Genomic DNA, 26822 nt, shown 5'->3' with positions numbered 1-26822 from the left:
CTGTGAGAAATTCGAAGGCATCGATGGGCAGCGAAAAGCAGCTTCCGCGCCGCGCGTACGAGAGGGCGGTCGTGGAAAGACCCGGAGTCCCCATTGTGCGGGCTCTCGACCGCGGGGTGGCTCTCTTGAGAGCCTTCGACGTTTCGAAGCCGCGTCAGACACTCACCGAGTTAGCAAAGCGCACGGGGCTGGATAAAGGAACGGCACGGCGGCTGCTCGATACGCTCGAGCGGGCTGGCCTGATCGATTATGACGATTTGAGTAGCCTTTACTGCTTGGGTATCGGCGTCCTTGAACTGGCTTCGTCCGTCGAGACCGGCAGAGATTTGCGCGAGGTCGCCGCGCCATACATGAGAGAGCTGACTGAGCAGACGGGTACGACGGCCTATCTTTGGGTTTATCACGAAGGTCATGCGCTCTGTGTCGAGCGCGTCCGCGCCTCGATACCGAATGTCGATGCAGCCTGGTTTACAGTGGGCTCCCGCGCGCCTCTGAACAGTGGGGGCGGCCCCAGGGCTCTTCTGGGATTTGTTTCTCCGGAAGAGTTGAAGTACGCGCTTTCCCTGGAACTGATAAAACGCACCGCAAAGAGTCAGATAAATCCCAAATTGCTTGCGCGAGAAGCTGCGCACATCCGGCAGCGAGGATGGGAGCTGGCAGTCGATGATTTTGTCGTAGGTCTTGCCGCTCTGGGGGCGCCAATTTTCGATCGAAAGGGACAGCTTGTCGGAAGTCTCAGTATGACAACGTTGACGGCTCAATTGGTGCAGAACGGCAAGCCGAGGTTTCTTGACCGTCTCTTGAAAGCGACCGCGGAGGTCGGCTCGAAGATGTTCAGCAGGACTTGATGCGGACCCCGAGCAATGTAAACGCTTCTATTGATCTCGTTTGCTGGCCTATTTTCCAGAACCTAACGAGCATTGTCAGCTCTCGTGCTGGCTGGCATGGATGTAGGCCGGCATTATACTATCCGTGCCAGAATACGCGGGAGCGGCGATATTCGGGACAAGCTATCACGAGACAAGCGCCAATTTCAGATTGGCATGACATATGAAGAATGCCCGCCTTCCTCCTCTCGTTGCCTTGCGTGCCTTCGATGCGGTTGGCCGAAGGCAGAGTATTCGCAGCGCCGGTGATGAACTCGCAGTGAGTCACACGGTCGTTTCGCGCCACCTGCGGAATCTGGAAGAATGGCTGGGCGTCAAGCTGATTGAAGCGCGTGGTCGAGGGGTCGTCCTCACGGCCGAGGGCACGCGTTATCATGAACAAATCGGGCGAGCGTTTGAGGCCATCGCGCGTGCGACAGCTGATCTGAGACCCGCTGCCCAACGTAAGCTTGTCATTTGGTGTTTCCCGGGCCTGGCCAACCGTCGATTGCTGGTCCACCTCCCAGAATTGGAGGCGTTGCTGCCGGAATGGGAGATATTTCTTCATCCAACGCTTGCGCGCTCCGACCTTGTTGGCGGCGAGGCGGATGCCGAAGTCATCTACACCGACAGGACTGAAAGCACCGACGGCGTGCGCACCGAATTATTGGCGTGTCCGCGTGTTTTTCCCGTTGTCAGTCCAACCTTCATGGCGCGCTATCCGGGTATTGGTACAATCAGCGATCTCCTGCGCCTTCCACTGATCCATGAAGAGTCGACTGATCAATGGGATCGGTGGTTCAGCCTCGCGGGGACGGCCGCGCCGCACCCCCTGAGCGGTCCTCGCCTTTGGCATGCTCATCTTGCGATTGAGGCGGCGCGCCTTGGTCAAGGCGTTGCTCTCGCCAATGAGTTGCTGGTGGAGGAGGATCTGAAAACGGGCGCTCTCATTGAGATCATTCCGTCCGACATCCGTTTCTGGGGCTATTACCTTCGCGCTCCAGCCGAGCGGTGGAACGAGTCCGCCATGGTGGCGCTGCGGAGTTGGCTGCAGGGACTCTCATTACGCCCCGAGCCACATGCGGATCGTTAATCGCAAGAACGATTGATATTACAATGACTTCAGATTGGTGCTAAAAAAGCACCAAAACGAAGCAAATTAAGCAATTGTTCTCCAAGGAACTAACCGGGAAGTTGCCATCGCAATTTTGGTCACCTGGGAGGAACAACAAATCATGCCGACCAATTCCGAACTGTCAGCCCGCCGGCAAGAGGCCGTTGTTCGTGGCGTAGGGCACGCGTCTCAGATTTCCGCTGCACGCGCGCTCAATGCAGAAATTTGGGATGTGGAAGGAAAGCGCTACGTCGATTTCGCTGGCGGCATTGCTGTCGTCAACACCGGACATTGCCATCCCCGCGTGATGGAGGCTGTTCGGAAACAGATGGAGCACTTCACGCACACCTGCTTCCAGGTCGTGATGTACGAGCCCTACATTAAGCTCTGCGAACGTCTCAACGCGCTGGCTCCCATTTCAGGGCCTGCCAAGTCCATTCTTCTGACAACGGGCGCGGAAGCGACCGAAAACGCCATCAAGATCGCGCGCGCGGCGACAGGCCGCCCCGGTGTTATCGCCTTTACGGGCGGCTTCCATGGCCGGACGGTGATGGCAATGAGCCTCACAGGCAAAGTCGTTCCCTATAAGAAGAACTTGGGTCCAACGGTCCCCGACGTGTGGCACGTACCTTTCCCCGTACCACAGCATGACGTCACGGTTGAGGACGCGCTCAAATATCTGGCATTTCTCTTCAAGGCCGATATCGATCCCTCCCGTGTTGCGGCGATTATCGTCGAGCCGGTTCAGGGCGAGGGCGGATTCCACATGGCGCCACCAGAACTGATGCGCGCGCTGCGGCGGGTCTGCGATGAGCACGGCATCATTCTCATTGCAGACGAAGTGCAGACAGGCTTTGGCCGTACCGGCAAGATGTTTGCGATGGAGCATTATGACGTCTCGCCCGACATGATCTGCGTTGCGAAGAGTCTGGCTGGCGGCTTTCCGCTCTCCGGCGTCATCGGACGCGCGCCCATTATGGACGCAGCAGATCCCGGCGGACTAGGCGGCACCTATGCAGGCAATCCGTTGTCTTGTGCGGCTGCGCTCGCCGTGCTCGACGTTTTCGAGGAAGAAAAACTCCTCGGCCGGTCAAATGCCATCGGTCAGCGGTTGAAAGATGGCATCAAAGCGCTGCAGCATCGCAATGATCTTCTGCCGATCGCCGCGATACGTGGCCCCGGTGCCATGGTTGCCTTCGATATTGTGAAGGAGCGAGGGACCGATACGCCGGACGCGGCTGCCACTAGCCGGGTGACGAAGCGTGCATTTGAGGAAGGGCTTGTGTTGCTATCCTGTGGCACGAATGCCAACACGATCCGTATCCTGGTCCCGTTGACAGCGTCGGATGAGATCGTCGACGAAGGGCTCGACATTCTGGCGAAAGCATTGGTCGCCTAAGACGGCAGAACCGGTGCATCTCGCGCGCGTTACGCTTGTTATGCCGCCGGCTGATTTACGAGAAGCAAGGCAAAATCATCATCCTTAAAGGAGGAACCATGAAAGACATCACATTAAACCGACGAACATTGATGGTCGGCGCCGGAGTGAGCGCGCTCAGTCTCACGATCAAGCCGAGCCTTGCAGCGGAGCCCGTCAAGATTGGCGTGGTTGCTCCGCTCACCGGACCCGCCGCCAATTCGGGCATCGCGCTGCGCCAGGGCATGGAAATTGCCGCGGCAGAATGGAATGCCAAGGGCGGCGTTACCATCGATGGTCAGAAGACCCCAGTCACTGTGATCTTTGAAGACTCCCAGTCGCGCCCCGAGGTGGGTGTGAGTGCGGCTCAGAAGATGATCAACCGCGACAAGATCGATCTTCTCATCGGTGAAGCGTTCCATAGCTCGGTCACCATCGCTCTGATGGAGCTCGCGTCCCAGTTCAAGCTTCCAATATTGAGCGGCGAACCGGTCAGCACCGAAATCTCGAAAAAGATCGAAGCCGATCCGGAGAAGTACAAGCTGTTCTGGAAGGGTGACTTCAATAGCGAGGCTTACGGCGAGGCTTTGCACGATGTTTATAAGGACATTGCTGCAACCGGCTTTAAGCCGAAGAAGAAAACTATCGCATTCGTGGTAGAGGATACGGATTACGGCCGCTCGAATGCGGAGATGACGGCGGACCTCTTCAAGAAAGACGGTTGGAATGTCGTCGCGTTGGAAACCGTCCCTCTCGGCCATGCTGACTTTTATCCGCAGCTGACCAAAATGCGCTCGCTCCAGCCTGACGTGCTGGTGTCGATCTTCACCTCGGTGAATTCCGGCGCGGGCCTTGTGAAGCAGTTCCAGGAACTGGGCGTCGAAGCCCTGCATCTTGCTGTCTACTATCCGCTGCGTTCTGAATTCCTCGATCAGGCGGGCAGTGCAGCAGAAGGATTGGTCTGGGTGCCGATGCAGTTCGATGCGGCGTCGAACAAGGACCACGCGCAGTTCGACAAGCTCGTCAAACAGAAGTACAACACCGGCGCTTCATCGGATCACGCTTTCGGTCACGGCATTATGAATGTGGCACTGAGCGCGATCGATTCTGCAGGATCGCGTGACGCCAACAAGATCTCAGATGCTATCGGCAAGACCAAGTACACGGGTTTGCATGGAACCTGGGTTTTCGATCCGAAGAACCACACCGCAAAAGCGGGCCCTGAATTCATTCCGCTCCCCGCGGCGCAGATTCAAGGGGGCAAGAACGTCGTGATCTGGCCGCAGCAGCGGGCATCCGGCAAGTACAAGACTCAGCCCAATCTTCAGTAAGAAGATAAATGGCGGGAGAGAGATGATGTTATCTCTCTCCCGTTTCCCCGCTTAAGCCACGTCTGCCCGACGGAGCGAACAAGACAAGCATGACGAAAACCTCTCTTCTTGAGACAAAGAAAATCCGCAAAAGTTTTGTCGGCGTCGTCGCGCTGAAGGATGTCTCGCTTAACGTTTGGGAAAACGAAATTCTCGGCCTGATTGGCCCCAACGGCGCTGGCAAGACGACACTGTTCAACGTGATTGCAGGTAAGGAACAGCCGACAAGCGGTGCGATTGATTTTCGCTCGCAGGATATCACCCGTCTGCGTCCCGATCAGCGATGCCATTTGGGCATCGCTCGGACTTTTCAGATTCCGCAGCCGTTTTCGCAAATGAGTGTCTTCGAAAACGTCATGGTGGCGCTGCACTTTGGAGCGAGTGGGCATACGGGCCAGCTTGAAGATGAAGCGTCGCGCATTCTTGCCCAGGTTGGTTTGGAACGATGGGCCTTCGATGAATCATCGTCACTTCCTCTTGGCGCTCGCAAGAAGCTCGAGCTTGCCCGTGCGCTTGCCACAAAGCCCACCCTTCTATTATTGGACGAAGTGATGGGTGGCTTACGGCCGAACGAAGTGACCGAAATCATGGAAGCCATCAGGCAGGTTCGCGCGACGGGCGTGACCATCATCATGATCGAGCACGTGATGCGTGCCGTGATGGGTCTTGCCGATCGTGTCGTCGTTTTGCACCACGGCGAGCTGATCGCGGAAGGATCACCGGCCGAAATCACGCGGAACGAGGCGGTCATCGAGGCCTATCTTGGAGGAGCCGCCAATGTCTCGGCTTGAGCTCAGCAACGTTTCGGCGTTTTACGGCGACGCGCAAGCTCTGTTCGGTATCGATCTTATCGTTGAGCCTGGCGAGATCGTGGCCATTATCGGCTCCAACGGCGCCGGAAAAAGCACCGTCCTGCGGACCATTTCCGGTCTGGTGAAGCCGCGCGAGGGCACTCTGAAATACGATGGCCGGGACCTCGCAGCAATTGATCCCTGGTCGGTTGTATCGAGCGGTATTGCCCATGTCCCCGAGGGACGACGGCTTTTCCGCGACATGAGTGTGCAGGAAAACCTGATGATGGGCGCGTACCATCGCAATGCGGATGGGCGCGCCGATCTTGAGCGCGTTTACACTCTTTTTCCACGCCTCGCGGAACGACGGGAGCAAATGGCCGGCACCATGTCGGGCGGGGAGCAGCAGATGGCTGCCATTGGACGCGCCTTGATGGCGAAGCCACGGCTTCTTCTGCTCGATGAACCGTCCCTCGGTCTCGCCCCAAAGATTATCGAAACGGTCTTCGACACCATCCGCAACATCAATGCGGAAGGCGTTGGTATCGTCCTCGTCGAACAAAACGCGCAGCTTGCGCTTGAAACCGCACGGCGCGCCTATCTGATGGAGAACGGCCGCATCGTCAAAACCGGGAAAGCTTCAGACCTGATGAACGATGATGTTGTTCGTGAAGCCTATCTCGGTCTTTGACGCAGATCGCTGAGAAAGAGCCTGGATCATGTTTTCAATGCCGCTGCCGCTTTTTGCCGAGCAAATTATCAACGGTATCATTCTTGGATCGATGTATGCCCTCGTTGCGAGCGGCTTGACGCTGATATGGGGTACGATGCGCATGCTGAACTTCGCCCATGGCGAGTTCTACATGCTGGGTGGTTATTTTTTCTTCCTGCTGATGTCGTCCATGGGAATGCCAGCCGCGATGGCGGTGCCGCTCGCTATTGCGCTGGTCTTCATCGCTGGCCTCGCGGTCGAGCGTGTGTCGGTTCACCCGTTGCTCGGTAAGCCGCAGTGGGAATTCAGCACGCTGGTCTCGACGCTTGGCGTTTCGATCTTTCTTCAGAATGCGGCTCTTCATATCTGGGGTGAGAAATTCAAGACGGTTCCGTATTTCATCAACGGCGTCATGCGCGTCATGGGCATGCGTTTGTCGTATCAACGCCTTCTCATTTTCGCTGTTGCAGCGGGGACCATGTTGGCGATGTGGTACCTTCTGCGACGCACGCGCTTCGGAATGGCCTTGCGGGCGACTGCGATGGATCGCGATGCTGCCGTTCTTTATGGCGTTAACGTTTATCGCGTTTTCACCGTGACATTCGGTATCGCGGCGGCGCTTGCTGGCCTCGCCGCAACGATGCTCGCAAGCATCAATTCGATCAGTCCCTGGATGGGAGCTCCCTTAATGCTCAAGGGATTCGTTGTGGTCGTGCTTGGGGGGCTAGGCAGCTTCCAGGGTGCCATCGTCGGCGGCATTCTTATCGGCATCGTGGAAACGCTTGGCGTCATCGTGTGGTCCTCGCAGTGGCGCGAGGTCATCTCGTTCTCCGTCCTGATTCTTATTCTATGGTTCCGTCCATGGGGCTTGTTCGGTGTGAAGGAAAGCTAAAGTCATGACCACACCCGACAACAGAAAGCCCCTCAACAATCCGTACATTCTGATCGGCATCGCGGTGCTTCTTTGCATCGTCCCGCTCGTCACGCAGGAGGCGTATTTTCTGCACGTCTGCATTCTGGCCTTGCTGTTCGGCGCTCTCGCCTCGAGCTGGAATTTGATCAACGGCTACGCCGGCATTTTCACGTTCGGCCATCAGGCCTTCTTTGGTCTCGGCGCTTACGGCTCCGCATTGATGAGCATGAAGCTGGGTTTGAGCCCGTGGCTGACCATGTGGATTGCAGGCGTGATGTCGGCTGCACTGGGATGTTTCATTTCGATGCCGGTGCTGCGGATCCGCTCTGTTCCCCATATCGCGATCATGACCCTCGCATTTGCGGAGATTGTGCGCATCGTCTGTTCGAATTTGACGGACTTCACGCGTGGCGAACTTGGACTGTGGGGCATTCCGCCGTTCACATCCTTTTCGCTCCCGATCATCGGCCCGGTGACGTTCGATGCCGCCCACAAGGTGGCTTACTTCTACGTTATCGTGTTCCTCTGGTTGCTTATTGTCGGCTTGACTTACTGGCTTTTGCGCAATCGCTTTGGTTTCGGCCTTCGGGCAATCAGGGATTCTCAAATCGCGGCCGAGAGCCTTGGGCTCAATCTGACACGCTACAAGACCCTTGTGTTCGCCTTGAGTTCAATGCTGGCGGGCGTCCTCGGCGCTTTCTACGCCCACTATGTGTTGATCCTCACGCCGAGTTCGGCGCTTGGAATCGATATCATGATTCAGATTGTCGCCATGACCTTGATCGGAGGCATCGGACGGCTGCTCGGTCCTACCATCGGCGCGTTCATCCTGACCTTCGGATTGGAAGGCCTGCGTGGATTTGGCGAATATCGCATGCTGATCTACGGCGTGCTCCTGGTTGCCATCGTGATGTTCCTGCCCAAGGGGCTTGCGAGCATGCGCCTTGCGTTCTTGACCCGCCGCAAGGGCGCGCAGTCATCGTAAGCGTTGGACAGAAGCGAACGTGTCTACTCTCTCGAAATTCTAAACTCGAAACTGACAACCGCGGTCTGACGACCGCGACCTCTCTGCCGGACCCGCAATAAGGAGCCAGAAAAAATCATGGTCGATTCCGATACCTCGCGTCGCATTTGTGATGCCGTCGCAGCGCGCTTTGACGAGCAGCTCGCAACCACCAAAGAATTCGTTGCGATTCCGAGCACGCGCGGCGCTGAAGGGCCGTGCCAGGACATGATGGCTGATCTTCTCAACCAGCGCGGCTACGAGGTCGATGATTGGAAGATCGAAGTTGACGATCTGAAAGATCTCCCCGGATTTGGCCCGATCGAGCACGATTTCTCCCGTGCCCGCACGGTTGTCGGGACCTATCGTCCGGAACGGACGGCCGGCAAATCGCTCATCCTGCAGGGACATTGCGATGTTGTCCCGGCCGGTCCGCTCGACATGTGGGAGACGCCTCCATTCCAGCCGATCATTAAGGACGGATGGATGTATGGCCGCGGCGCAGGCGACATGAAGTCAGGCACTATCGGCGCGATCTATGCCCTTGATGCTCTGCGTGCTGCCGGTCTGAAGCCGACCGCGCGCATCCACGTCCAGTCGGTCATTGAGGAGGAGAGCACGGGTGTTGGCGCTCTCTCGACTCTTCAACGTGGTTACCGAGCCGATTGCTGTTTCATTCCCGAGCCGACGCAGGGCCAGCTGATCCGCTCGCAGGTCGGTGTCATCTGGTTTCGATTGAAGGTGCGGGGCCGGCCGGCCCATGTCGCCCAGGCGGGATCCGGCTCCAATGCCATCAAGGCTGCCTATCATCTGATCCAGGCGCTCGAGGGGCTTGAGGAAGAGTGGAATCGCCGCGCGGTGAACGACCGGCATTTCAAGTCGGTGGTGCATCCGATCAATTTCAATCCGGGCATCATCAAGGGAGGAGAGTGGGCCTCCAGCGTTCCTGCGTGGTGCGATGTGGACTGTCGGATTGCGATTCTTCCGGGCTGGAAGGTTTCGGATTGCCAGGCTGAAATTGCCGCCTGCGTCGCTGAAGCGTCGCGCAAGCATTCCTTCCTTGCTGCCAGTCCGCCGGAAGTCGTGTGGTCCGGATTTTTGTCGGACGGCTTCGAACTCACCGGTGCTGAAGAACCTGAGGCCGTCTTGCGACAAACATATTCGGCGATCTATGGCGGCGAGTTGCCCGAGGCTGCGTTTACCGGCCTCACCGACACGCGTTTCTACGGTCTCAACCACGGCATTCCGAGCCTCTCTTTCGGGGCGGTTGCTGAGCAGATGCACGGCTTCAATGAGCGCGTGAACCTCGATACGCTCCGCAAGGCCACGCAAACCATGGCGCTCTTCATTGCTGATTGGTGCGGAGTGGAGAAGGCATGACCGATACCGTGAGCTTGCCGGTCGCCGAGCTTACGGCGCGCTATCGCAGCAAGGAGTTGTCGCCGACTGACGTTGTTGAGCAACATCTTCAACGGGCTGAGGTCGTGGACAAACAGTTCGCGACCTTTCAGCTCTTGACCCCGGATCTCGCGCGCGAACAGGCGCGTGCGTCCGAAGCAAGGTGGCGTTCCGGTACTCCGATTGGCGAGCTGGATGGCGTTCCCGTGACGATCAAGGACAACCTTGACGTCGCGGGCATGCCGACGCGGTCCGGCTCGCGCACGACCTCTGCGGAGCCGGTAACTGAAGACTCGCCCAGCGTTGCCCGCTTGCGGGAGGCGGGAGCGGTCTTCCTGGGCAAGACCACGCTTCCGGAATTCGGCTGGAAGGGCATCACCGACAGCTCGTTGCGAGGCATCACACGAAATCCGTGGAATGCGTCGCACTCGTCCGGGGGATCGACCGGCGGTGGTGCCGCTGCACTGGCCGCAGGCGTCGGCACACTCGTGCTTGGCAATGACGGCGGTGGATCCATCCGTATTCCTGCCAATTTTTGTGGGCTCTTCGGAATCAAACCGACTTTCGGGCGCGTCCCTCACGTCCAGTCAGGCTTGTTCTGCACGCTCGTTTCAAATGGGCCGATCGCGCGATCGGTGACGGATGCAGCGACGATGTTGCGGGTTCTCGCGCGTCCAGATGATCGCGATTACTATGCGGTTCCTGCGCCGGAGGCCGGCTGGTTGGATGGTCTTGGGGCCGGCATCAAAGGCATGAAGATCGGCTACTCGCCTGCGCTGCAGGGGATCGCGCCATCACCGGACGTTGAACGCGCGATTGCGTCGGCTGTATCTCTTGCCCGTGACCTCGGCGCGGAGGTCGAAGACGTTGGACCGGTTCTTGACCCCTTGCGTCCGATCTTTGAAGATCACTGGCGAGCCGGCTTCGCCGCGCGCTTACGGCAAATTTCGCGTGATCAATGGGACTTACTCGATCCGGGCTTCCGCGAATTGGCGGAAGCAGGATTGGATGTGAGCGGTGAAGCGCTAGACCGCGCCGAGAGCGCGCGCGCACAACTCGCAGAAAAGATGGCGGCGTTCCATCGTCGCTACTCGCTTCTGCTGGCTGCAACCACACCGACCCCAGCGCCAGTTGCGGACATTCTCTATAATGGTCCGGACTATGATCGCTGGCAAACGGCGGTTCCTTATACAGTGCCGTTCAACCTCACAGGACAGCCGGCCGCCGCTCTGCCGTGCGGCGTTTCCGAGGCTGGCCTACCGATCGGCTTGCAGATTATCGGACCTCGCTTCTCTGAAGCCCTTATTCTGCGGGCAAGCATGGCGCTTGAGTCCGCGATCGGATTCGATACGCGCGCGCAAATCTAAAGATTGAACCGCTACGTTTGAATACGTAGCGGTTGATCAATCTCATTTCCGTGGACAGAACTGTCTTGGCTTCCACCCAGCACAGCTGAGCAAGTGGGTATGAAGCAGCATTGCGGATGTCGAGGCGTTACTCACTCCTGCAGTTCTTCTAACCGCTTTTCTTCTTGCCTCGGCTGCGGGTGGCTGGTTGGGGCTCCCGCCGCTCGGGGCTTCATCGACCATGGACTTAATCTGCCTTGCTGGGGTCACTGATGCGGCCGGCGAAAAGGACTGAGGCCGGTAGCCTTATCGGTGATGTAGAACAGAAACGGCCGATCGACCGTGAACGGCTCCGGGTGCCGAATCATTGTTACCTCCGGGAGCGACGTCGCGGTCGCTGCCGCCGGTATCCGGCTTGAGTAATTTCGGCGTCCAGGCAGACCGAGATCGAATAAGGGTCGAAAGGCGTTCGGGCGGTGCCAGTGTAGTGCCGCCCTTTCTGTGATCAGCCGCGCCTGCGTGCAGCGTGTGTTCGGAGGAGACCACGAGCCAGTGCGACACTTATATAATGTCGAGCACGTTCCATCGATGGGCCGCCCCGCGAAGCGTGGCCACGTCTCGTTGACATCCCCGAAGGCATGCTGCACTATATTTCAAATTCGTCGGTGCGAGGTGCGGTAAAACTGCACTATTTTTCAAGATGCCGGCGGCTAAGGGGATGAAAATGCTCGTTCTGGAGCGCAATTGCAGCGCCACAACGACGCGTGCAAATGCCGGGTGGTCTCGAAAATGACTGCCATTTCAGCACTTGCGCAGGCGTCAGAGCCTTTGTTCGCACCGGCTGCGATCCAAATGGACCGGCGATCCGACGGCACCATCTGGCTGTCGTCGAAAACACCATTGGCTCCTTACGCGCGCTGTGTTGGAGACTGGCTCGAAGAATGGGCGACCCGTCATCCAGACCGGACTTTCCTTGCGGAACGCCAATCGGCGGTCACGCCGTGGCAACGCCTGACTTACGGTGACGCGCTGAAACGCGTTCGCGTCGTGGGCGGCTGGTTGCTCGAACAAGGACTCAGTGCGGAACGCCCATTGGTTATCCTTTCGGAGAACTCCGTCGATCATGGCGTTCTCATGTTGGCGGCCATGCATATCGGCGTCCCCGCTGCATCAATCTCGCCTGCGTATTCGCTGGTCTCGAAGGATTTCGAGAAACTGAAACATCTGATCGGGTTGTTGGATCCTGGCGTTATTTACGTCTCCAACACGGGGCCTTTCGCTTCGGCTCTTTCAGCAATTGCCGGTCTGCACCGGGCTCAGATCGTGGCGAGTGTCGTAGACCCGGCGTCGGCCGCGATTGCGCTTTCCAGTCTTCAATCGTCGAACGGTGAAGCGGTCGAAACGGCGTTTCGGTCGGTTGGGCCCGACACGATTGCCAAGTTCTTGTTCACCTCCGGCTCGACCGATTTGCCGAAGGCAGTGATCAACACGCAGCGCATGCTGACATCCAATCAGGCCGCGAAAGCGCAAGTGTGGCCCTTCCTCGATGGCCCCGACACGCTTGTGATTCTCGATTGGCTGCCCTGGAGCCATACCTTCGGCGCCAATCACAATTTCAACTGCGTTCTGCGAAACGGAGGGACGCTTTACATCGACGGCGGCAAGCCGCTTCCGGGTCTGTTCGAGCTGTCGCTTGCCAATCTGCGCGACGTGATCCCCACGATTTATTTCAACGTTCCGCGCGGCTTCGACATGTTGATCGCAGCCCTGAACGAAGACGCCGCGCTGCGACACCGTTTCTTCTCGCAAACCAAGCTGATCTTCTACGCCGGTGCGGCGCTTCCGCAGCATCTGTGGGAGAAGCTTGAAAATATGTCCCTTGCGACGGTGGGCCACGTCGTCCCGCTGGTCTCTGCGTGGGGCTCGACCGAGACCGCGCCGTTGGCGACGGACTGCCATTTCAGGGCCCAGCGATCAGGAAACATTGGCGTCCCGGTGCCTGGGACCGAGGTCAAGCTTGTTCCTGTCAGCGACAAGCTCGAGGTCAGGGTTCGCGGCCCCAATGTGACGCCGGGCTATTGGAAATCGCCGGAGCAGACCGCGAAAGCGTTCGATACCGATGGCTTTTACATGATCGGCGATGCGATCACGTTCGCCGACCCGGAGCGCCCCGAGGCGGGGCTCTTCTTCGACGGTCGCGTGACCGAGGACTTCAAACTGACCTCGGGCACGTGGGTCAGCGTCGGAAAGCTGCGCGTTGAAGGCATCGCTGCGCTAGCGCCGCTGGTGCAGGACATCGTCGTGACCGGACACGATCGGGACGAGGTCGGGTTTCTGATGTTTCCAAATGTCGCCGCGTGTCGCGCAAAAGCGTCGCTCGGTGCAGATGCGCCCATTGCGGAGGTTCTGAGTGCATCCGCGGTGCGTGAGGCGATTGCGCTGGGATTAAGCCTGCTCAAAGCGCGGGGCGGTGGCTCGTCGACATTTGCAACACGGGCTCTGCTTCTGGCCGAACCGCCGTCAGTCGACGATGGAGAAATCACCGACAAGGGGTACATCAACCAACGTGCAGTGCTGTCCTGCCGATCGGCTGCGGTGGAGCTAATCTGTGATGACGCCCGCTCGGACTGGATTGCGTGTCCGCGGTGACAATGGCGTCGGCCGCTGCATCGAAGTTTAGAAGACCAAAACTGTTTCATTAAACAACAACGGCCCAACAAAATCACAAGCGCGGGCCGATATGAATGGGAGGAGGAGTGATGATCGAGAAAAGTCGTTTGAGCCGAAGGACGGTCCTGGCAGGTGCAGCCGGCCTGGCCGCAGGATCGTTGGTGCGATCTCCAGCCATTGCCCAGGGAGCGCCGATCAAAGTCGGTCTGATGCTGCCGTACACCGGCACCTACGCCAAACTCGGACAGTTCATTGACAATGGCTTCAGGCTCTACGTCGAACAGAAGGGCGGTAAGCTCGGCGGCCGGGAGATTACATTTGTCCAGGTTGATGACGAATCCAAACCGGAGGCGGCGGCGGACAACATGAACCGCCTGGTCGGCCGCGAAAAGGTCGACCTTGTTGTCGGCACGGTGCACTCAGGCGTCGCCATGGCGATGGTGAAAGTCGCCCGTGACACCAACACCATGCTCATCATCCCCAACGCGGGCGCGAACGACGCGACCGGTCCTATGTGCGCGCCGAACATTTTCCGGACATCGTTTTCGAATTGGCAGGCGACCTATCCAGCCGGAAAGGCGATGTACGATGCCGGCATTCGGAATGTGGCCACCATCACCTGGCGATACACGGCTGGTGCGGAGATGATCGGAGGCTTCAGCGAGAACTTCACCAAGCTGGGAGGCAAGATCGTCGAGGATCTGACGCTTCCATTCCCGGAGGTGGAATTCCAAGCGCTCATCACGCGCATCGCCACCCTGAAGCCCGATGCAGTGTTCTCGTTCTTTGCCGGCGGGGGCGCCGTGAAATTCGTCAAGGACTACGACGCGTCGGGATTGAAGAAAACGATCCCGCTTTACGGAGCCGGGTTCTTGACGGACGGCACATTGCAAGCGCAGGGCGATGCGGCGGCAGGTGTGAGAACGACGCTGCACTATGCGGATAATCTCGACCATCCCGCGAACGTGGCTTTTCTGAAAGCATTCAAGGCCAAAACCGGTCAGGATGGCGACATCTATGCCGTGCAGGGATTTGACGCTGCGGCCCTCTACGATATCGGAATAAGCGCCGTGGGAGGTGACCTCAAGGCGCGTGACAAGCTCGTCAGCGCAATGGGAGCAGCCAAGATCGATTCTCCGCGCGGGCCGCTCTCATTCAACAAGGCGCACAATCCGATCCAGAACATCTACCTGCGCGAGGTGCGCAATGGGCGAAACGAAATGGTTTCGATCGCCCAGGAAAAGGTCGATGATCCCGCGCGAGGATGCAAACTCGTTTGATAGACCGGCAAGGAGCGGTGTTCGGCCATGCCGAGCATCGCTCTTCGCGTTTAAGGGCGGCGCATGGATCTTTTAACGCTAGGCATTCAGTTCTTGAATGCCATTCAGTACGGCACAGTTCTGTTTCTGGTGGCCAGCGGGCTGACGCTCGTGTTCGGCATCCTGGGCGTCATCAACCTCGCTCACGGTGCATTCTATATGCTCGGCGCCTACCTGGCTTATTGGCTGGCACTTTTGACGGGAAATTTCTGGATTGCTCTGGTCGGAGCAACGCTGATTGCGCTTGTCGTCGGCGGCGTCTTGGAAGTGACTCTGATCAGAAGGCTTTACGGGCGAGATCATCTCGCGCAGGTGTTGCTGTCTTTCGGTTTGATCCTCGTTGTCGATGAAATCAGACAAATTTTGTTTGGAAAGGACGTGCACTCTGTTGCGCCGCCTGACGTTCTGCGCGGTGCAATCCAACTGACCGACAATCTGTCGTATCCTGTCTACAGGCTGGCCATTGGTGTGTTCGGTCTTCTCGTCGCTGCAGCCATCTTCGTTATTATCCGGAAAACGAAAATCGGGATGATCGTCCGCGCCGGCGCGGAAAATCGCGAGATGACGAAGGCGCTCGGCATCGGTTTCGATACCGTCAATCTTGGCGTGTTTTCTGTGGGCATCGCGCTTGCGGCTTTGGCCGGCGCGGTGATCGCACCGGTCGCAACCGTCTACCCGGGCATGGGCGACAGCATGCTGATCCTGTCGTTCGTCGTTGTGGTGCTGGGAGGGATCGGATCGATCGAAGGTGCCGCGATCGGGGCGCTTCTCATCGGCCTGACCGATACGTTCGGTAAGATATTCTTCCCAAGTCTCTCGAGTGTCCTCGTTTACCTGTTGATGGCGGCCGTTCTTCTTGTGCGCCCGAATGGGATTCTCGGCCGGGGAGCTGCCTGACGTGAGAGGCTTGATCGACCTGCGCACCGGCGTCCTCATTGCAGCCGTGATTATTGCGGCTGTGGCGTTGCCGTTGTTTGTTCCGACGTATTACGTCCAGTTTGCCAGCAAAGTGCTGATCATGGGTGTGCTGGCCATGGCGCTCAATCTTGTGGTCGGCTACGGCGGTCTCGTGAGCCTGTGTCACGCCGCGCTATTTGGCTTGGGAGGTTATGCGCTCGCTTTGCTGTCTCCAAAGTACGATGCCGTGTCGTTCTGGTGGAGCTTTCCGGCTGCTGTTGCTTTGTCCGGGATTGCGGCGTTGGTGATCGGAGCGCTCGCGCTGAGGACGCGAGGTATTTACTTCATCATGGTCACCCTCGCTTTTGGTGAAATGCTGTTCTTCGGCGTGCATGACAGCAAGTTCGCGGGCGGCTCGGATGGCGCCTTCATTTACAACAAGCCATCGATCATGATCGGCAGTTGGGCGGTCCTGGATCTCGATAAGCCGCTGACATTCTATTTTGTCATTTTGGCTTTGACTGTCGCAGTGGTTGCGTTCCTCTCGCGGCTTGTCAGTTCGCCGTTTGGGCGGGTGCTCAAGGCTTCACGAGAAAACGAGCGGCGCGCCAGAGCGCTGGGCTTTCCCGTTTTTCGCGTACGCCTCACGGCCTTTATTATCTCAGGAATGATCGCCGGCGCTGCTGGATATTTTTCTGCGGCTCAGTTCGGGTTTGTCGCTCCGCAAATGCTCGGCTGGCACCTGTCGGCGACTATTCTTGTGATGGTGCTGATCGGCGGAATGCACTCGGTTGCGGGACCATTGGTGGGCGCAATGATTTTGATCGGCCTCGAGGAGTCGCTGAAGGGACTCACTGAGCATTGGAAGCTGATCGAGGGCATTATCGTCATCGGCATCGTGCTTGCGATGCCCAGCGGCGCCCGCCGGCTATTGGACATGATCTTGGGGTCAACCGACAGATCTTCCGACGCAAAGCCGACGGCGGAGCCTGGCCATGGTTGAAGCAGTGCAGCAAGCGCCGGCACTGACAGCGGCAGGGCTGCGCAAGCAGTTCGGTGGGCTGGTCGCGGTGTCCAATGTGTCGATCGACCTGCGGGTTGGCGAAATCCACGCGGTCATCGGGCCCAACGGCGCCGGAAAGTCGACCCTGGTCAATCTTCTGTCCGGGGATCTGCTGCCCACAGCCGGCGAGATACGGCTGGGGCCGGCTGATGTCACGCGCATGCCGCCTGATGCCCGCGCCCGCACCGGTATTGGCCGCTCATATCAAAAGACCACCATCTTTGCGCGCTTCAGCGCGTACGAGAATGTGCGTCTCGCTGCGCAATCCCACGCCCGTGCACCGCTGAAAATATTCGGCGGCGCGCACGCGGACCGCGCGGTCAATCGGCTCGCGCGCGAATGCCTTGAGGCGGCGGGATTGTCGGCGCGGGCAGATGTTACTGCAATGCATCTGTCGCATGGCGAGCAACGTCAGCTTGAGATCGCCATGGTGTTGGCGACACAGCCGACTGTCGTGCTGCTGGATGAGCCCTTAGCGGGCATGGGCCAGTCGGAAGCACGCCGGATGATTGAGCTGATCGGCACGTTAAAAGCGGGCCGGGCCGTTTTGGTTGTCGAGCATGACATGGATGCAGTGTTTGCCTTGGCGGACCAGCTGACCGTGATGGCGGACGGGCAGGTGATCGCATGCGGCAACCCGGAGCAGATCCGCGCCGACCCGGAAGTCCGTCGCGCCTATCTTGGACACGATGAGCAGAATTCATGAGCGCGCTACTCGCAATCAAAGGTCTGGAGGCATTCTATGGCGCAGGACAAGTGCTTCATGGCGTGACACTCGATGTTGCGAAAGGCGAGCAGATCGCGCTGATCGGGCGTAATGGAATGGGAAAAACGACCTTTCTCCGCTCGATCATGGGGCTCGTTTCGGATCGCCGCGGCGAGATTTTGTTCGCGGGAACGGACGTTTGTCGCATCAAAGCTGAGACAATTGCGCGCCGCGGTGTCGCCATCGTCCCGGAGGGCAGGGGCATATTTGGCGCGCTGTCAGTCGTGGAGAACCTCGTGATGGCGGCGCGGCCCGGCGCAAACGGGCAATCGAACTGGACGCTGAGCCGGATCTACGACTTGTTTCCGCGCCTTTACGAACGCCGCACCAATGGCGGACATGAACTTTCAGGCGGCGAGCAGCAGATGTTGTCGATCGGTCGGGCGCTGATGACAAATCCCGAATTGCTTTTGATCGACGAGGCAACAGAGGGTCTGGCTCCTCTCGTGGCGAAGGACATCTGGAAAACACTGGATGTCGTTCGCGCAGAAGGGATTGCGAGTATCGTTGTCGACAAGGACTATCGATCGCTCTCGCGTATCGCTGATCGTATGGTGATCATGTCCAAGGGCTGCCTGGTGTTCGACGATACCCCCGCGGAGCTTGCATCACGGCAAGATCTTTTGGATCGACACCTCGGTGTCTAAGTAATGCCCAGTAATTTAAGTGTCGGTCAATAAGAGCGGATCGTTGGCATAAAGGATGTCATCCCTTCGCCCCTCCGGCCATTTGACGATGAGATGTCCGATGAGATCGTCCAGGCCATCTTCATCCCAAGCATCGTAAAAGAAAGGCAAGGATGCTCTCGCGATAAAGGCATGGAGGAGATGGGCCGCGTCATAGTCGTAGACGATATCCGTGGGAACGATCCCCTGGCGACGCATCGAGAAGCGCCGGAAAGCGGTGAGACGCGCACGGCCATCGCCGATGGCGACGAAAGACATCACTCTTGCGTCGTTTGCGATCCGCGGTCCGTCCTGCATACGGTCCAGCAAGTGATGGGCATTGACGTTCACCGCATCGGCGACGGAGCGGAAGTCGGCGCATGTGTCTTCGGGATGAATGTCGTTGTATGTGGCCAGGATCTCAGCGGGCTGCAAAGCCCGGCACTGCAGAATGTCCGCAAGTGAAGGGCAAGCCTTCGCAGTGTCCTTTGCACCGATCCGTAGTGATTTCACTGCGCGACCGCGCGCGGCAAGGAAACGGGTATGTCCTTTTCGAGAACCGGGGCAACTGCTGCGATCAGCCGTTTTGCGGCGTCCTCGACGGTCATCCCGGCCGTGTCGACTTCAGCGGCGGCGCGTGCATAGAGCGGCTCGCGGCTGAGAAGAATGGTCCGGAGCTCATCCATAGCCGCGCGGTTGTCCGCCATGGGTCTGAGGTCGCCTTGTTTACGCACCCGCCCCATATGCTCTTCAGGTGCTGCGCGCAGCCACACCGTGTAGAACGACGACAAGACAAGATCGAAGGTGACTGGCTCCGACACGATCCCACCACCCGTCGCTAACACGACAGGATCCTTTCGCGCCAAGAGGTCGGCCAAGGCTTCCTGCTCCTTGCGGCGAAATCCTTCCTGGCCATAAAGGGCGATGATTTCCGCGATGGAGAGATCGCTCAAGCGCTCGATCTCTTTGTTCAGTTCGACAAACGTCCAACCGATGGATTTCGCGAGCATTCTACCGAGAGTCGATTTGCCGGCACCGCGCAGGCCGATCAATGCAATTCCGGCGTGGTGCGTGGTGCTATGGCCGGAAAGAATTTCTTTCGCCCGTGCGATTTGTTGAGGCGATGCATGACGGATCAGATCGCGGACAACGAGCACGTCTGGAGACAGGCCGATCGTCGGGATCAGGTCCTCAATGTGCGCGCCCATGGCAGCGCTGACGCGCCTCAGAAGAACAATTGAAACGTTGCCTTTGCCGCTCTCGAGTTGGGCAATATAGCGCTCCGAGATTCCCGAAACTTCGGCGAGCACCTTGCGCGACATACCGCGCAGGCCGCGCATCGTTCGAACGCGCGTACCGAGCTCCTCCAGGAACTGAATTTCCGCCTGTTCTTGCTGGCTCATCTCACCGGAATTCCATTATCGGAGCTCAGAACAGGAACGATAGTGCAGATCACGATTGACAGCAAGGCAATCGGGTGACTTTATATGCATTATAATTCTAATCATAAACGCTGTGGGAGTGTGAACGCCGTGCTGATGAATGCTGAAGCGCATTCCTCGCTTGAGGGGACAGTCATGAGCGATTCAAATGGCAATTACAACGCGGTGACGTATTTGCTGGATCGTAACGTCGCGCAGGGCCGTGGCGATAAAGTGGTCTACAGAGACCCTGTCGCGGACATCACTTACGGAGCCCTGCAGACCGAGACGCGTCGGCTGGCGAAACTGCTCCGCCGCCTCGGCGTTCGGCGCGAAGAGCGCGTCGCGATGATCATGCTCGATACGATCGATTTCCCGATCGTATTTCTGGGCAGCATGCGGGCCGGCATCGTACCGGTCCCTCTGAACACGCTGCTGACGCCGGAGCAGTACGCCTACATCCTGGCTGACTGCCGTGCGCGCGTCCTGTTTATCTCGGAAGCATTGCTTCCATCGGTTCAAGATATTCTCGCTCGGCTTCCTGATCTCGAGCACATCATCGTTTCGGGCGAGAATGCGCATGGCCATCTGCTCTTCCGCGATGAGATTGCGCGGGAAGGAGACGATTTCACGACCGCGCGAACGCACCCTGACGAACCGGCCTTTTGGCTTTACTCGTCCGGTTCGACGGGCATGCCGAAAGGCGTTCGCCATCTTCATTCGAATCTCGAGGCGACCGCAGAGACTTACGCGAAGCAGGTGCTCGGGATTCGCGAGGATGATGTCGGACTGTCCGCTGCAAAGATGTTCTTCGCCTACGGTCTGGGCAACGCGCTGACGTTTCCCATGTCGGTGGGGGCAACCACGATCTTGAATCCGGCGCGCCCTACGCCGCAATTGCTGCTTGAGCTTTTCCGCAAGCATGACCCGAGCATCTTCTTTGGCGTTCCCACACTATTTGCCGCCATTCTGAATGACGAAGCCCTCAAGTCGGAGCCGCGCACCAAACGACTGAGGATTTGCACCTCGGCAGGGGAGGCTCTGCCGGAATTGGTCGGGAAGAATTGGCGGGACCGCTTTGGCGTCGACATTCTGGATGGTGTCGGATCGACGGAGCTGTTGCACATCTTCCTGTCGAACTCGCCCGATGACATCAAATACGGGACGTCGGGAAAGCCGGTGCCCGGTTACAGTGTTCGATTGATCGACGAGGCCGGAAAGGATGTCGCGGACGGCGACGTCGGCGAGCTGATCGTCAACGCCCCCTCGGCTGGCGAAGGTTACTGGAACCAGCGCATCAAGAGTCGCCAGACATTCGAAGGCGGTTGGACGCGGACAGGCGACAAATACACCCGCGATGCAGACGGCCGTTACACCTACTGCGGCCGCTCCGATGACATGTTCAAGGTGTCAGGGATTTGGGTTTCGCCGTTCGAAGTCGAAAGCGCATTGATCACGCATCCCGCGGTTCTTGAGGCCGCGGTCGTTCCCGCTGAAGACGCGGAAGGCCTTCTGAAGCCAAAGGCGTTCGTGGTTCTGAAACAAGGTGCGGATCCAGAAGGCTTGAATGGTTCGCTGAAAGAACATGTGAAGCAGAGCATCGGGCCGTGGAAATATCCGCGTTGGATTGAGGTGGTCGATAGTTTGCCCAAAACGGCGACTGGAAAGATCCAGCGCTTCAAACTGCGCGCGACCGCGTAGCCCATAAGAAAATATAAAAAGGACAAACCATGATCTTGCAGCCTTCCGGGACGCTCCGTATCGGCACAAGCGACATCGAGTATCGACTGATTGGCCCGCAGCCGGACGCAGCGCCGACCATCGTGATGCTGCACGAAGGACTTGGATCGAGCGATGCCTGGGGTGATTTCCCCACCAAGCTGCAGGCAGCCACCGGCGCAGGCGTCTTCCTCTACTCACGCGCGGGCTATGGCGGATCGTCCGCGGCCGATTTGCCGCGTCCCCTCGACTTCATGGAGAGGGAAGCGCTCGATGTGTTGCCGGAGTTGCTCAGGACAATCGGATTCCGGCGGGGCTTGTTGTTGGGGCACTCCGATGGCGCATCGATCGCGGCGATCTATGCCGGCGGCGTGCAAGACCATCGTGTTCGTGGCGTTATCCTGATGGCGCCGCACTTCATTACGGAAGACTCCGGGTTGGAATCGATCCGCAACACCAAGACCGAATTCCAGGCGGGCGAGCTGCGCACCAGGCTGGCGCGATGGCACAAGGACGTCGATCACACCTTCAACGGGTGGGTCGACGTGTGGCTCGATCCGAAGTTTCGCCCATGGAACATCTCCGAATATCTCGCTTACATCCGGGTGCCGGTCGCCGTCATTCAAGGGGCCGACGATCAATACGGCACGCAGCGGCAGATCGAGATCGCCGAAGAGGAGTGTTACTGTCCTGTGGATGTGACAATCCTACCAAAAGTCAGGCACTCGCCCCATCGGGAAGCCCCTGAAGCAACCCTGCAAACAGTTGCCGATTTCGCCAACCGCCTGCTCACGGGGCACGGCGAGGGAATGCTCAGCAAAGTCGCCTAATATGCAAGAAAGTGCATGTTTTCGCCCGTTAAGGGACTGGACATGCGTCATCTTGCCGAATAATATGCATTATAATTCAGATTTCCGGAGTGGATCACGCCATGGGCGCGGAATCTCGCAAGCTTGCCAATAACGCCGACTTCATCGACTTCCAGACCGATCCGTCGAAATACAAGCACTGGAAGCTTGATGTCACGGGCGACGTCGCCACTCTGACCCTGGACGTCGACGAGAATGGTGGCCTGTTCGAGGGCTATCAACTCAAGCTGAACTCCTACGATCTCGGGGTCGATATCGAATTGGCCGACGCTGTGCAGCGTCTTCGTTTTGAGCATCCGAACGTGAAAGTCGTGCTGATGCGGTCCGGCAAGAACCGCGTGTTCTGTGCCGGTGCGAACATTCGCATGCTTGCCGGCGCGACCCATGCGCACAAGGTGAATTTCTGCAAATTCACCAACGAGACCCGCAACGGCATCGAGGACTCGAGCGAGAATTCAGGACAGTCCTTCATTTGCGTGGTCAACGGCACCGCGGCCGGCGGTGGTTACGAACTCGCCTTGGCGGCCGACCACATCATGCTTGCCGACGACGGCTCTGCCGCTGTGGCGCTGCCCGAGGTGCCCCTGTTGGCCGTTCTGCCGGGCACAGGTGGCCTCACGCGTGTCGTCGACAAGCGCAAGGTGCGGCGTGACCATGCCGACTTCTTCTGCACGATCGAAGAGGGCATTAAGGGAAAGCGCGCCGTGCAGTGGCGGCTTGTGGACGAGATCGTTTCCAACTCCAAATTGGAAGCGAAGGTGGCAGAACGGGCCAAGGAGTTCGCGTCGCGTTCGAAGCGAACCGGAGACGGCAAGGGCATTTCCTTGTCGCCGGTGACGCGCGAGGTGAAACCTGACGGACTTCGCTATGGCTTTGTCAGCGTCGATCTGAACCGAGAGCAGCGCATCGCGACCATCACGATCCAGGCACCTGACACTGACCCCCCCTCGGATGTCGAGGGAATGATCGCACAGGGCACGGCATTCTGGCCGCTGCAGGTTGCGCGCGAACTCGACGACGCGATCCTGCACCTGCGCATCAACGAGCTCGAAGTCGCGATGCTGGTGTTCAAGTCGGTGGGAGAGCGCGCACGCGTCATCGCTTACGACGCATTTCTTGAGCAGAACAAGGCGCACTGGCTGGTCAATGAGATCAGGCACTACTGGAAGCGGGTTCTCAAGCGCATCGACGTCACGTCGCGCACGCTGGTGACACTGGTTGAGCCCGGCTCCTGCTTTGCCGGCACCTTGGCTGAACTCGTGTTCGCCTCGGATCGCTCCTACATGCTGATCGGTGAGAAGCAGGGCGACAATCGCGCACCCGCTGAGATCGTCCTGTCGTCGGCCAACTTCGGCCCTTATCCGATGAGCCACGGCCTGACGCGGCTGGAATCGCGCTTCCAGGCCGATTCGTCGGATCTGGACGCGGCGAAATCCAAGATCGGTGAAGCGCTCGATGCTGAAACCGCCGAAGCGCTTGGCCTCGTCACCTTCGCGCTCGATGACATCGATTGGGATGAAGAGGTGCGGGTCTTCTTCGAAGAACGCACGTCGTTCTCGCCCGACAGTCTCACCGGCATGGAAGCCAATCTGCGCTTCGTCGGACCCGAGACAATGGAGTCGAAGATATTCTCGCGTCTCACCGCCTGGCAGAACTGGATCTTCCAGCGCCCGAACGCGGTGGGCGAGCAGGGGGCGCTGCAACGCTATGGCACGGGCGAGCGCGCGCAATTCGACATGACAAGAGTTTGAGCTGCGACGATGTCGCCGAGCTTCGAGACATACGGGAGATCGCCATGAATATCATGAACGTCGACTACACCACCAAGATTCCGAACAACGTCAACCTGGCCGAGGACCGTCAGGTGCTGAAGGCGCTCGAAGGTTGGCATCCCGGCTATCTCGACTGGTGGAATGACATGGGGCCGGACGGCTTCCAGGAGTCGCTGGTGTACTTGCGCACCGCCATCAGCGTCGACCCGAAGGGATGGGCGAAGTTCGATTACGTGCGCATGCCGGAATATCGCTGGGGTGTGCTGCTGGCTCCGCAGGATGAACAACGGCTTGTGAACTTTGGCCAGCACAAGGGCGAGAAGGCATGGCAGGAAGTGCCCGGCGAATATCGCGCCATGCTTCGCCGCCTTGTCGTCGTTCAGGGCGATACGGAGCCGGCATCAGTTGAACAGCAGCGTCATCTTGGGAAAACAGCGCCGTCGCTCTACGACATGCGCAACCTGTTCCAGGTCAACGTCGAAGAAGGCCGGCATCTGTGGGCGATGGTGTACTTGCTGCAGAAGTATTTCGGCCGCGATGGCCGCGAGGAGGCCGATGATTTGCTCCGCCGCCGGTCCGGTGACGAAGACGCGCCGCGTATGCTCGGGGCCTTTAACGAGGCGACGCCGGATTGGCTGTCGTTCTTCATGTTCACGTTCTTCACTGACCGCGACGGCAAGATGCAGCTGGAAAGTCTGGCCCAGTCGGGATTTGATCCGCTGTCGCGTACCTGCCGCTTCATGCTGACCGAAGAGGCCCATCATATGTTCGTGGGCGAAACCGGCGTCAGCCGCGTCTTGCAGCGGACATGCGATGCGATGAAGGCTGCCGGCATTGAGGATCCGAACGACATTGAGCGCATCCGCGCGCTCGGGGTCATCGATTTGCCGACCATGCAGAAGAAGATGAATCTGCACTATTCCTTGTCGCTCGACCTCTTCGGATCGGAAGTGTCGACCAATGCCGCCAACTTCTACAATTCCGGGCTGAAGGGTCGTTTCCAGGAGACCAAGATCGATGACGATCATCGATTGACGAGTGACACCTACAAGGTGCTCAAGCTGGTCGATGGAAAAATCACCCTTGTGGATGAGCCGGCACTGACGGCACTGAACATGCGCCTGCGCGACGATTACACCGAGGATTGCGCGAAGGGCGTCGAGCGCTGGAACAAGGTCATCGAGAAGGCCGGCGTCAACTTCCGCCTCGAGCTTCCGCACACCGCATTCCATCGGCAGATCGGCGAATTCGCCAATGTGCAGGCAACGCCGAAGGGGGTTATCGTTAGCGAATCCGATTGGCAGAAGGTGCGGGACGACTACCTGCCGTCTTCAGCGGATGGTGATTTCATCGCGTCGCTGATGGAGCCGGTGAGCGAACCAGGAAGATTCGCCAACTGGATCTCGCCGCCGAAGGTCGGGATCGACAACAAGCCCGGCGATTTTGAGTACGTCAAAATCGCAGCCTAATCCTGGGGCGCCGCATCCGGTAACAAGGTCGCGGCGCCTGATAATTTGAGCGAGTGCGAGATGACCGTCGCTGTGATCAAGCAACATTTGATCGATCCAGAGATTTGCATCCGGTGCAACACCTGCGAGGAGACGTGCCCGGTCGATGCGGTGACGCATGACGGTATGAACTACGTGGTTGATGCGTCCATCTGCAACCATTGCATGGATTGCATCTCACCATGTCCGACTGGATCGATCGATAATTGGCGCGTTGTGACGCAAGCCTACACGCTGGAAGAACAATTCTCCTGGGAAGAGTTGCCGAAGCAGGAAGAAATCGCTGCAAACGGTGATGCTGGAGAGGCCGTCGAAGCCCTTGAGGATGAGATCAGCGCGCTCCTCGACGAAGCGCGCAAAGGTCTCGGCGGCAAGCCTGTTGCACCACGATCCGCGAGCAAGCCGACCGTCAATCTCTACAATCGATCGAAGCTTGCGGTCGCGACGGTCACCGGAAACCTTCGGTTGACCGAGGCTGACGCCGACTCCGATGTTCGGCACATCATATTGGATTTCGGAGATCAACCGTTCCCGGTGCTGGAAGGACAAAGTATCGGCATTGTCGCTCCCGGCGTTGGCAGCGATGGCAAGCCTCATGTGGCGCGGCTGTATTCGGTGGCGTCTCCACGCGGCGGCGAGAAGCCGAACACCAACAATCTGGCTTTGACAGTGAAGCGGGAGCCGGACGGCGTCTGCTCGAATTACCTCTGCGATCTACCGCGCGGGGCTAAAGTCGAAGTGACAGGGCCATTCGGGGCGACATTTTTGATGCCGGATGATCCGTCAGCTCACATCATCATGATCTGCACGGGGACCGGTTCGGCACCGTTCCGAGGCTTCACCGAGCGGCGCCGGCGCGCGATGCCGGATGCGCCCGGCAAGTTGATGCTGTTCTTCGGTGCACGGCGTCCGCAAGAGCTTCCGTATTTCGGCCCCTTGCAACGGGTGCCTGCGAAATTGCTCACACAGCATCTGTGCTACTCCCGCGTCCCGAACGAGCCCCGCGTCTATGTTCAGGATCGAATTCGGAGCGAGATGGCGAGCGTCGCTGAGTTGCTTAGAAACGAGGGGACCCACGTCTATATCTGCGGACTGAAGGGGATGGAGAGCGGCGTCGATGAAGCCTTCGCCGATACCTGTCGCGCAGCTTCCATTGATTGGGCCGATCTCAAGCGAGCGATGCGGGAGAGCGGACGCTATCACGTGGAGACCTACTAGGATCT

Annotated in this window: 23 protein-coding genes; 21 read left to right on the top strand and 2 right to left on the bottom strand. The window is 58.6% G+C overall.

Annotation, left to right across the window (positions count from 1 at the left end; genetic code table 11):
* Window positions 1-23 precede the first annotated feature (23 nt).
* The 16 genes from ACP0KA_RS05330 (at window position 24) to ACP0KA_RS05255 (ending at window position 18292) form a co-directional block, all read left to right on the top strand.
* A complete protein-coding gene (locus ACP0KA_RS05330; RefSeq protein ID WP_424627802.1) occupies window positions 24-848 on the top strand; it encodes an IclR family transcriptional regulator in 825 nt (274 codons plus the stop codon).
* Window positions 849-1050: 202 nt separating this feature from the next.
* Window positions 1051-1959: a LysR family transcriptional regulator gene (locus tag ACP0KA_RS05325; RefSeq protein ID WP_424627801.1), complete on the top strand. Its 909-nt coding sequence runs from the start codon at window positions 1051-1053 to the stop codon at window positions 1957-1959.
* Window positions 1960-2101: 142 nt separating this feature from the next.
* A complete protein-coding gene (gabT, locus tag ACP0KA_RS05320; protein WP_424627800.1) occupies window positions 2102-3379 on the top strand; it encodes a 4-aminobutyrate--2-oxoglutarate transaminase in 1278 nt (425 codons plus the stop codon).
* A gap of 98 nt (window positions 3380-3477) precedes the next feature.
* Window positions 3478-4728, top strand: coding sequence for an ABC transporter substrate-binding protein (locus tag ACP0KA_RS05315; protein WP_424627799.1), 1251 nt, complete (start codon window positions 3478-3480; stop codon window positions 4726-4728).
* Between the two features lie 89 nt (window positions 4729-4817).
* The gene (locus ACP0KA_RS05310; protein WP_424627798.1) at window positions 4818-5558 is read left to right on the top strand and encodes an ABC transporter ATP-binding protein; all 741 of its coding nucleotides are present in this window, start codon (window positions 4818-4820) and stop codon (window positions 5556-5558) included.
* A complete protein-coding gene (locus tag ACP0KA_RS05305; RefSeq protein WP_424627797.1) occupies window positions 5545-6249 on the top strand; it encodes an ABC transporter ATP-binding protein in 705 nt (234 codons plus the stop codon). The genes ACP0KA_RS05310 and ACP0KA_RS05305 overlap by 14 nt, the downstream gene beginning before the upstream one ends.
* Window positions 6250-6277: 28 nt before the next feature.
* A complete protein-coding gene (locus ACP0KA_RS05300) occupies window positions 6278-7162 on the top strand; it encodes a branched-chain amino acid ABC transporter permease (RefSeq protein ID WP_424627796.1) in 885 nt (294 codons plus the stop codon).
* Between the two features lie 4 nt (window positions 7163-7166).
* Window positions 7167-8168, top strand: coding sequence for a branched-chain amino acid ABC transporter permease (locus ACP0KA_RS05295; RefSeq protein WP_424627795.1), 1002 nt, complete (start codon window positions 7167-7169; stop codon window positions 8166-8168).
* A 117-nt stretch (window positions 8169-8285) separates the two neighbouring features.
* Window positions 8286-9566, top strand: coding sequence for an ArgE/DapE family deacylase (locus ACP0KA_RS05290; protein ID WP_424627794.1), 1281 nt, complete (start codon window positions 8286-8288; stop codon window positions 9564-9566).
* A complete protein-coding gene (locus ACP0KA_RS05285) occupies window positions 9563-10951 on the top strand; it encodes an amidase (protein ID WP_424627793.1) in 1389 nt (462 codons plus the stop codon). The genes ACP0KA_RS05290 and ACP0KA_RS05285 overlap by 4 nt, the downstream gene beginning before the upstream one ends.
* Before the next feature lie 768 nt (window positions 10952-11719).
* Complete coding sequence (locus ACP0KA_RS05280; protein ID WP_424627792.1) at window positions 11720-13579, top strand: feruloyl-CoA synthase; 1860 nt, start codon at window positions 11720-11722, stop codon at window positions 13577-13579.
* Window positions 13580-13689: 110 nt separating this feature from the next.
* The gene (locus ACP0KA_RS05275; protein ID WP_424627791.1) at window positions 13690-14880 is read left to right on the top strand and encodes an ABC transporter substrate-binding protein; all 1191 of its coding nucleotides are present in this window, start codon (window positions 13690-13692) and stop codon (window positions 14878-14880) included.
* A gap of 63 nt (window positions 14881-14943) precedes the next feature.
* Window positions 14944-15816 (top strand): branched-chain amino acid ABC transporter permease, encoded by an 873-nt coding sequence (locus tag ACP0KA_RS05270; RefSeq protein ID WP_424627790.1) that lies wholly within the window; start codon window positions 14944-14946, stop codon window positions 15814-15816.
* A gap of 1 nt (window position 15817) precedes the next feature.
* Complete coding sequence (locus tag ACP0KA_RS05265; protein ID WP_424627789.1) at window positions 15818-16819, top strand: branched-chain amino acid ABC transporter permease; 1002 nt, start codon at window positions 15818-15820, stop codon at window positions 16817-16819.
* Window positions 16812-17585 carry an ABC transporter ATP-binding protein gene (locus ACP0KA_RS05260; RefSeq protein ID WP_424627788.1) on the top strand — a complete coding sequence of 258 codons (774 nt, stop codon included), beginning with the start codon at window positions 16812-16814 and terminating at the stop codon, window positions 17583-17585. The genes ACP0KA_RS05265 and ACP0KA_RS05260 overlap by 8 nt, the downstream gene beginning before the upstream one ends.
* Entirely contained in the window at window positions 17582-18292 is a 711-nt protein-coding gene (locus tag ACP0KA_RS05255) for an ABC transporter ATP-binding protein (protein ID WP_424627787.1), read from the top strand. The genes ACP0KA_RS05260 and ACP0KA_RS05255 overlap by 4 nt, the downstream gene beginning before the upstream one ends.
* A gap of 15 nt (window positions 18293-18307) precedes the next feature.
* Here ACP0KA_RS05255 and ACP0KA_RS05250 read toward each other — a convergent pair whose 3' ends face one another.
* Both ACP0KA_RS05250 and ACP0KA_RS05245 read right to left on the bottom strand, forming a co-directional pair.
* A complete protein-coding gene (locus tag ACP0KA_RS05250) occupies window positions 18308-18823 on the bottom strand; it encodes a hypothetical protein (RefSeq protein ID WP_424627786.1) in 516 nt (171 codons plus the stop codon).
* Complete coding sequence (locus ACP0KA_RS05245) at window positions 18820-19713, bottom strand: helix-turn-helix transcriptional regulator (RefSeq protein WP_424627785.1); 894 nt, start codon at window positions 19711-19713, stop codon at window positions 18820-18822. The genes ACP0KA_RS05250 and ACP0KA_RS05245 overlap by 4 nt, the downstream gene beginning before the upstream one ends.
* A 174-nt stretch (window positions 19714-19887) precedes the next feature.
* Between ACP0KA_RS05245 and ACP0KA_RS05240 the strand changes: the two genes are divergently transcribed.
* The 5 genes from ACP0KA_RS05240 (at window position 19888) to boxA (ending at window position 26817) form a co-directional block, all read left to right on the top strand.
* A complete protein-coding gene (locus ACP0KA_RS05240) occupies window positions 19888-21432 on the top strand; it encodes a benzoate-CoA ligase family protein (RefSeq protein WP_424627784.1) in 1545 nt (514 codons plus the stop codon).
* 29 nt (window positions 21433-21461) lie between these two features.
* Window positions 21462-22280, top strand: coding sequence for an alpha/beta fold hydrolase (locus ACP0KA_RS05235; RefSeq protein ID WP_424627783.1), 819 nt, complete (start codon window positions 21462-21464; stop codon window positions 22278-22280).
* Window positions 22281-22381: 101 nt separating this feature from the next.
* Window positions 22382-24070, top strand: a complete 1689-nt coding sequence (gene boxC / locus ACP0KA_RS05230) for a 2,3-epoxybenzoyl-CoA dihydrolase (protein ID WP_424627782.1) — start codon at window positions 22382-22384, stop codon at window positions 24068-24070.
* Window positions 24071-24114: 44 nt separating this feature from the next.
* A complete protein-coding gene (gene boxB, locus ACP0KA_RS05225) occupies window positions 24115-25560 on the top strand; it encodes a benzoyl-CoA 2,3-epoxidase subunit BoxB (protein ID WP_424627781.1) in 1446 nt (481 codons plus the stop codon).
* Between the two features lie 60 nt (window positions 25561-25620).
* On the top strand, window positions 25621-26817 hold the full coding sequence (gene boxA, locus ACP0KA_RS05220) for a benzoyl-CoA 2,3-epoxidase subunit BoxA (protein WP_424627780.1): 1197 nt from the start codon (window positions 25621-25623) through the stop codon (window positions 26815-26817).
* Window positions 26818-26822 lie beyond the last annotated feature (5 nt).

The sequence above is a fragment of the Bradyrhizobium sp. SYSU BS000235 genome, assembly GCF_049747295.1.
Taxonomy (GTDB): Bacteria; Pseudomonadota; Alphaproteobacteria; order Rhizobiales; family Xanthobacteraceae; genus Afipia.
This window is presented reverse-complemented; position numbering and strand designations above follow the sequence as displayed.

Coding starts and splice junctions, on each gene's coding strand:
- ACP0KA_RS05310 (WP_424627798.1), top strand. CDS start 4,818: ATGACGAAAACCTCTCTTCTTGAGACAAAGAAAATCCGCAAAAGTTTT.
- ACP0KA_RS05275 (WP_424627791.1), top strand. CDS start 13,690: ATGATCGAGAAAAGTCGTTTGAGCCGAAGGACGGTCCTGGCAGGTGCA.
- ACP0KA_RS05260 (WP_424627788.1), top strand. CDS start 16,812: ATGGTTGAAGCAGTGCAGCAAGCGCCGGCACTGACAGCGGCAGGGCTG.
- gabT (WP_424627800.1), top strand. CDS start 2,102: ATGCCGACCAATTCCGAACTGTCAGCCCGCCGGCAAGAGGCCGTTGTT.
- ACP0KA_RS05325 (WP_424627801.1), top strand. CDS start 1,051: ATGAAGAATGCCCGCCTTCCTCCTCTCGTTGCCTTGCGTGCCTTCGAT.
- ACP0KA_RS05315 (WP_424627799.1), top strand. CDS start 3,478: ATGAAAGACATCACATTAAACCGACGAACATTGATGGTCGGCGCCGGA.
- ACP0KA_RS05305 (WP_424627797.1), top strand. CDS start 5,545: ATGTCTCGGCTTGAGCTCAGCAACGTTTCGGCGTTTTACGGCGACGCG.
- ACP0KA_RS05285 (WP_424627793.1), top strand. CDS start 9,563: ATGACCGATACCGTGAGCTTGCCGGTCGCCGAGCTTACGGCGCGCTAT.
- ACP0KA_RS05270 (WP_424627790.1), top strand. CDS start 14,944: ATGGATCTTTTAACGCTAGGCATTCAGTTCTTGAATGCCATTCAGTAC.
- ACP0KA_RS05300 (WP_424627796.1), top strand. CDS start 6,278: ATGTTTTCAATGCCGCTGCCGCTTTTTGCCGAGCAAATTATCAACGGT.
- ACP0KA_RS05235 (WP_424627783.1), top strand. CDS start 21,462: ATGATCTTGCAGCCTTCCGGGACGCTCCGTATCGGCACAAGCGACATC.
- ACP0KA_RS05255 (WP_424627787.1), top strand. CDS start 17,582: ATGAGCGCGCTACTCGCAATCAAAGGTCTGGAGGCATTCTATGGCGCA.
- ACP0KA_RS05245 (WP_424627785.1), bottom strand. CDS start 19,713: ATGAGCCAGCAAGAACAGGCGGAAATTCAGTTCCTGGAGGAGCTCGGT.
- ACP0KA_RS05240 (WP_424627784.1), top strand. CDS start 19,888: ATGAGCGATTCAAATGGCAATTACAACGCGGTGACGTATTTGCTGGAT.
- ACP0KA_RS05280 (WP_424627792.1), top strand. CDS start 11,720: ATGACTGCCATTTCAGCACTTGCGCAGGCGTCAGAGCCTTTGTTCGCA.
- boxB (WP_424627781.1), top strand. CDS start 24,115: ATGAATATCATGAACGTCGACTACACCACCAAGATTCCGAACAACGTC.
- ACP0KA_RS05290 (WP_424627794.1), top strand. CDS start 8,286: ATGGTCGATTCCGATACCTCGCGTCGCATTTGTGATGCCGTCGCAGCG.
- ACP0KA_RS05295 (WP_424627795.1), top strand. CDS start 7,167: ATGACCACACCCGACAACAGAAAGCCCCTCAACAATCCGTACATTCTG.
- ACP0KA_RS05330 (WP_424627802.1), top strand. CDS start 24: ATGGGCAGCGAAAAGCAGCTTCCGCGCCGCGCGTACGAGAGGGCGGTC.
- boxC (WP_424627782.1), top strand. CDS start 22,382: ATGGGCGCGGAATCTCGCAAGCTTGCCAATAACGCCGACTTCATCGAC.
- boxA (WP_424627780.1), top strand. CDS start 25,621: ATGACCGTCGCTGTGATCAAGCAACATTTGATCGATCCAGAGATTTGC.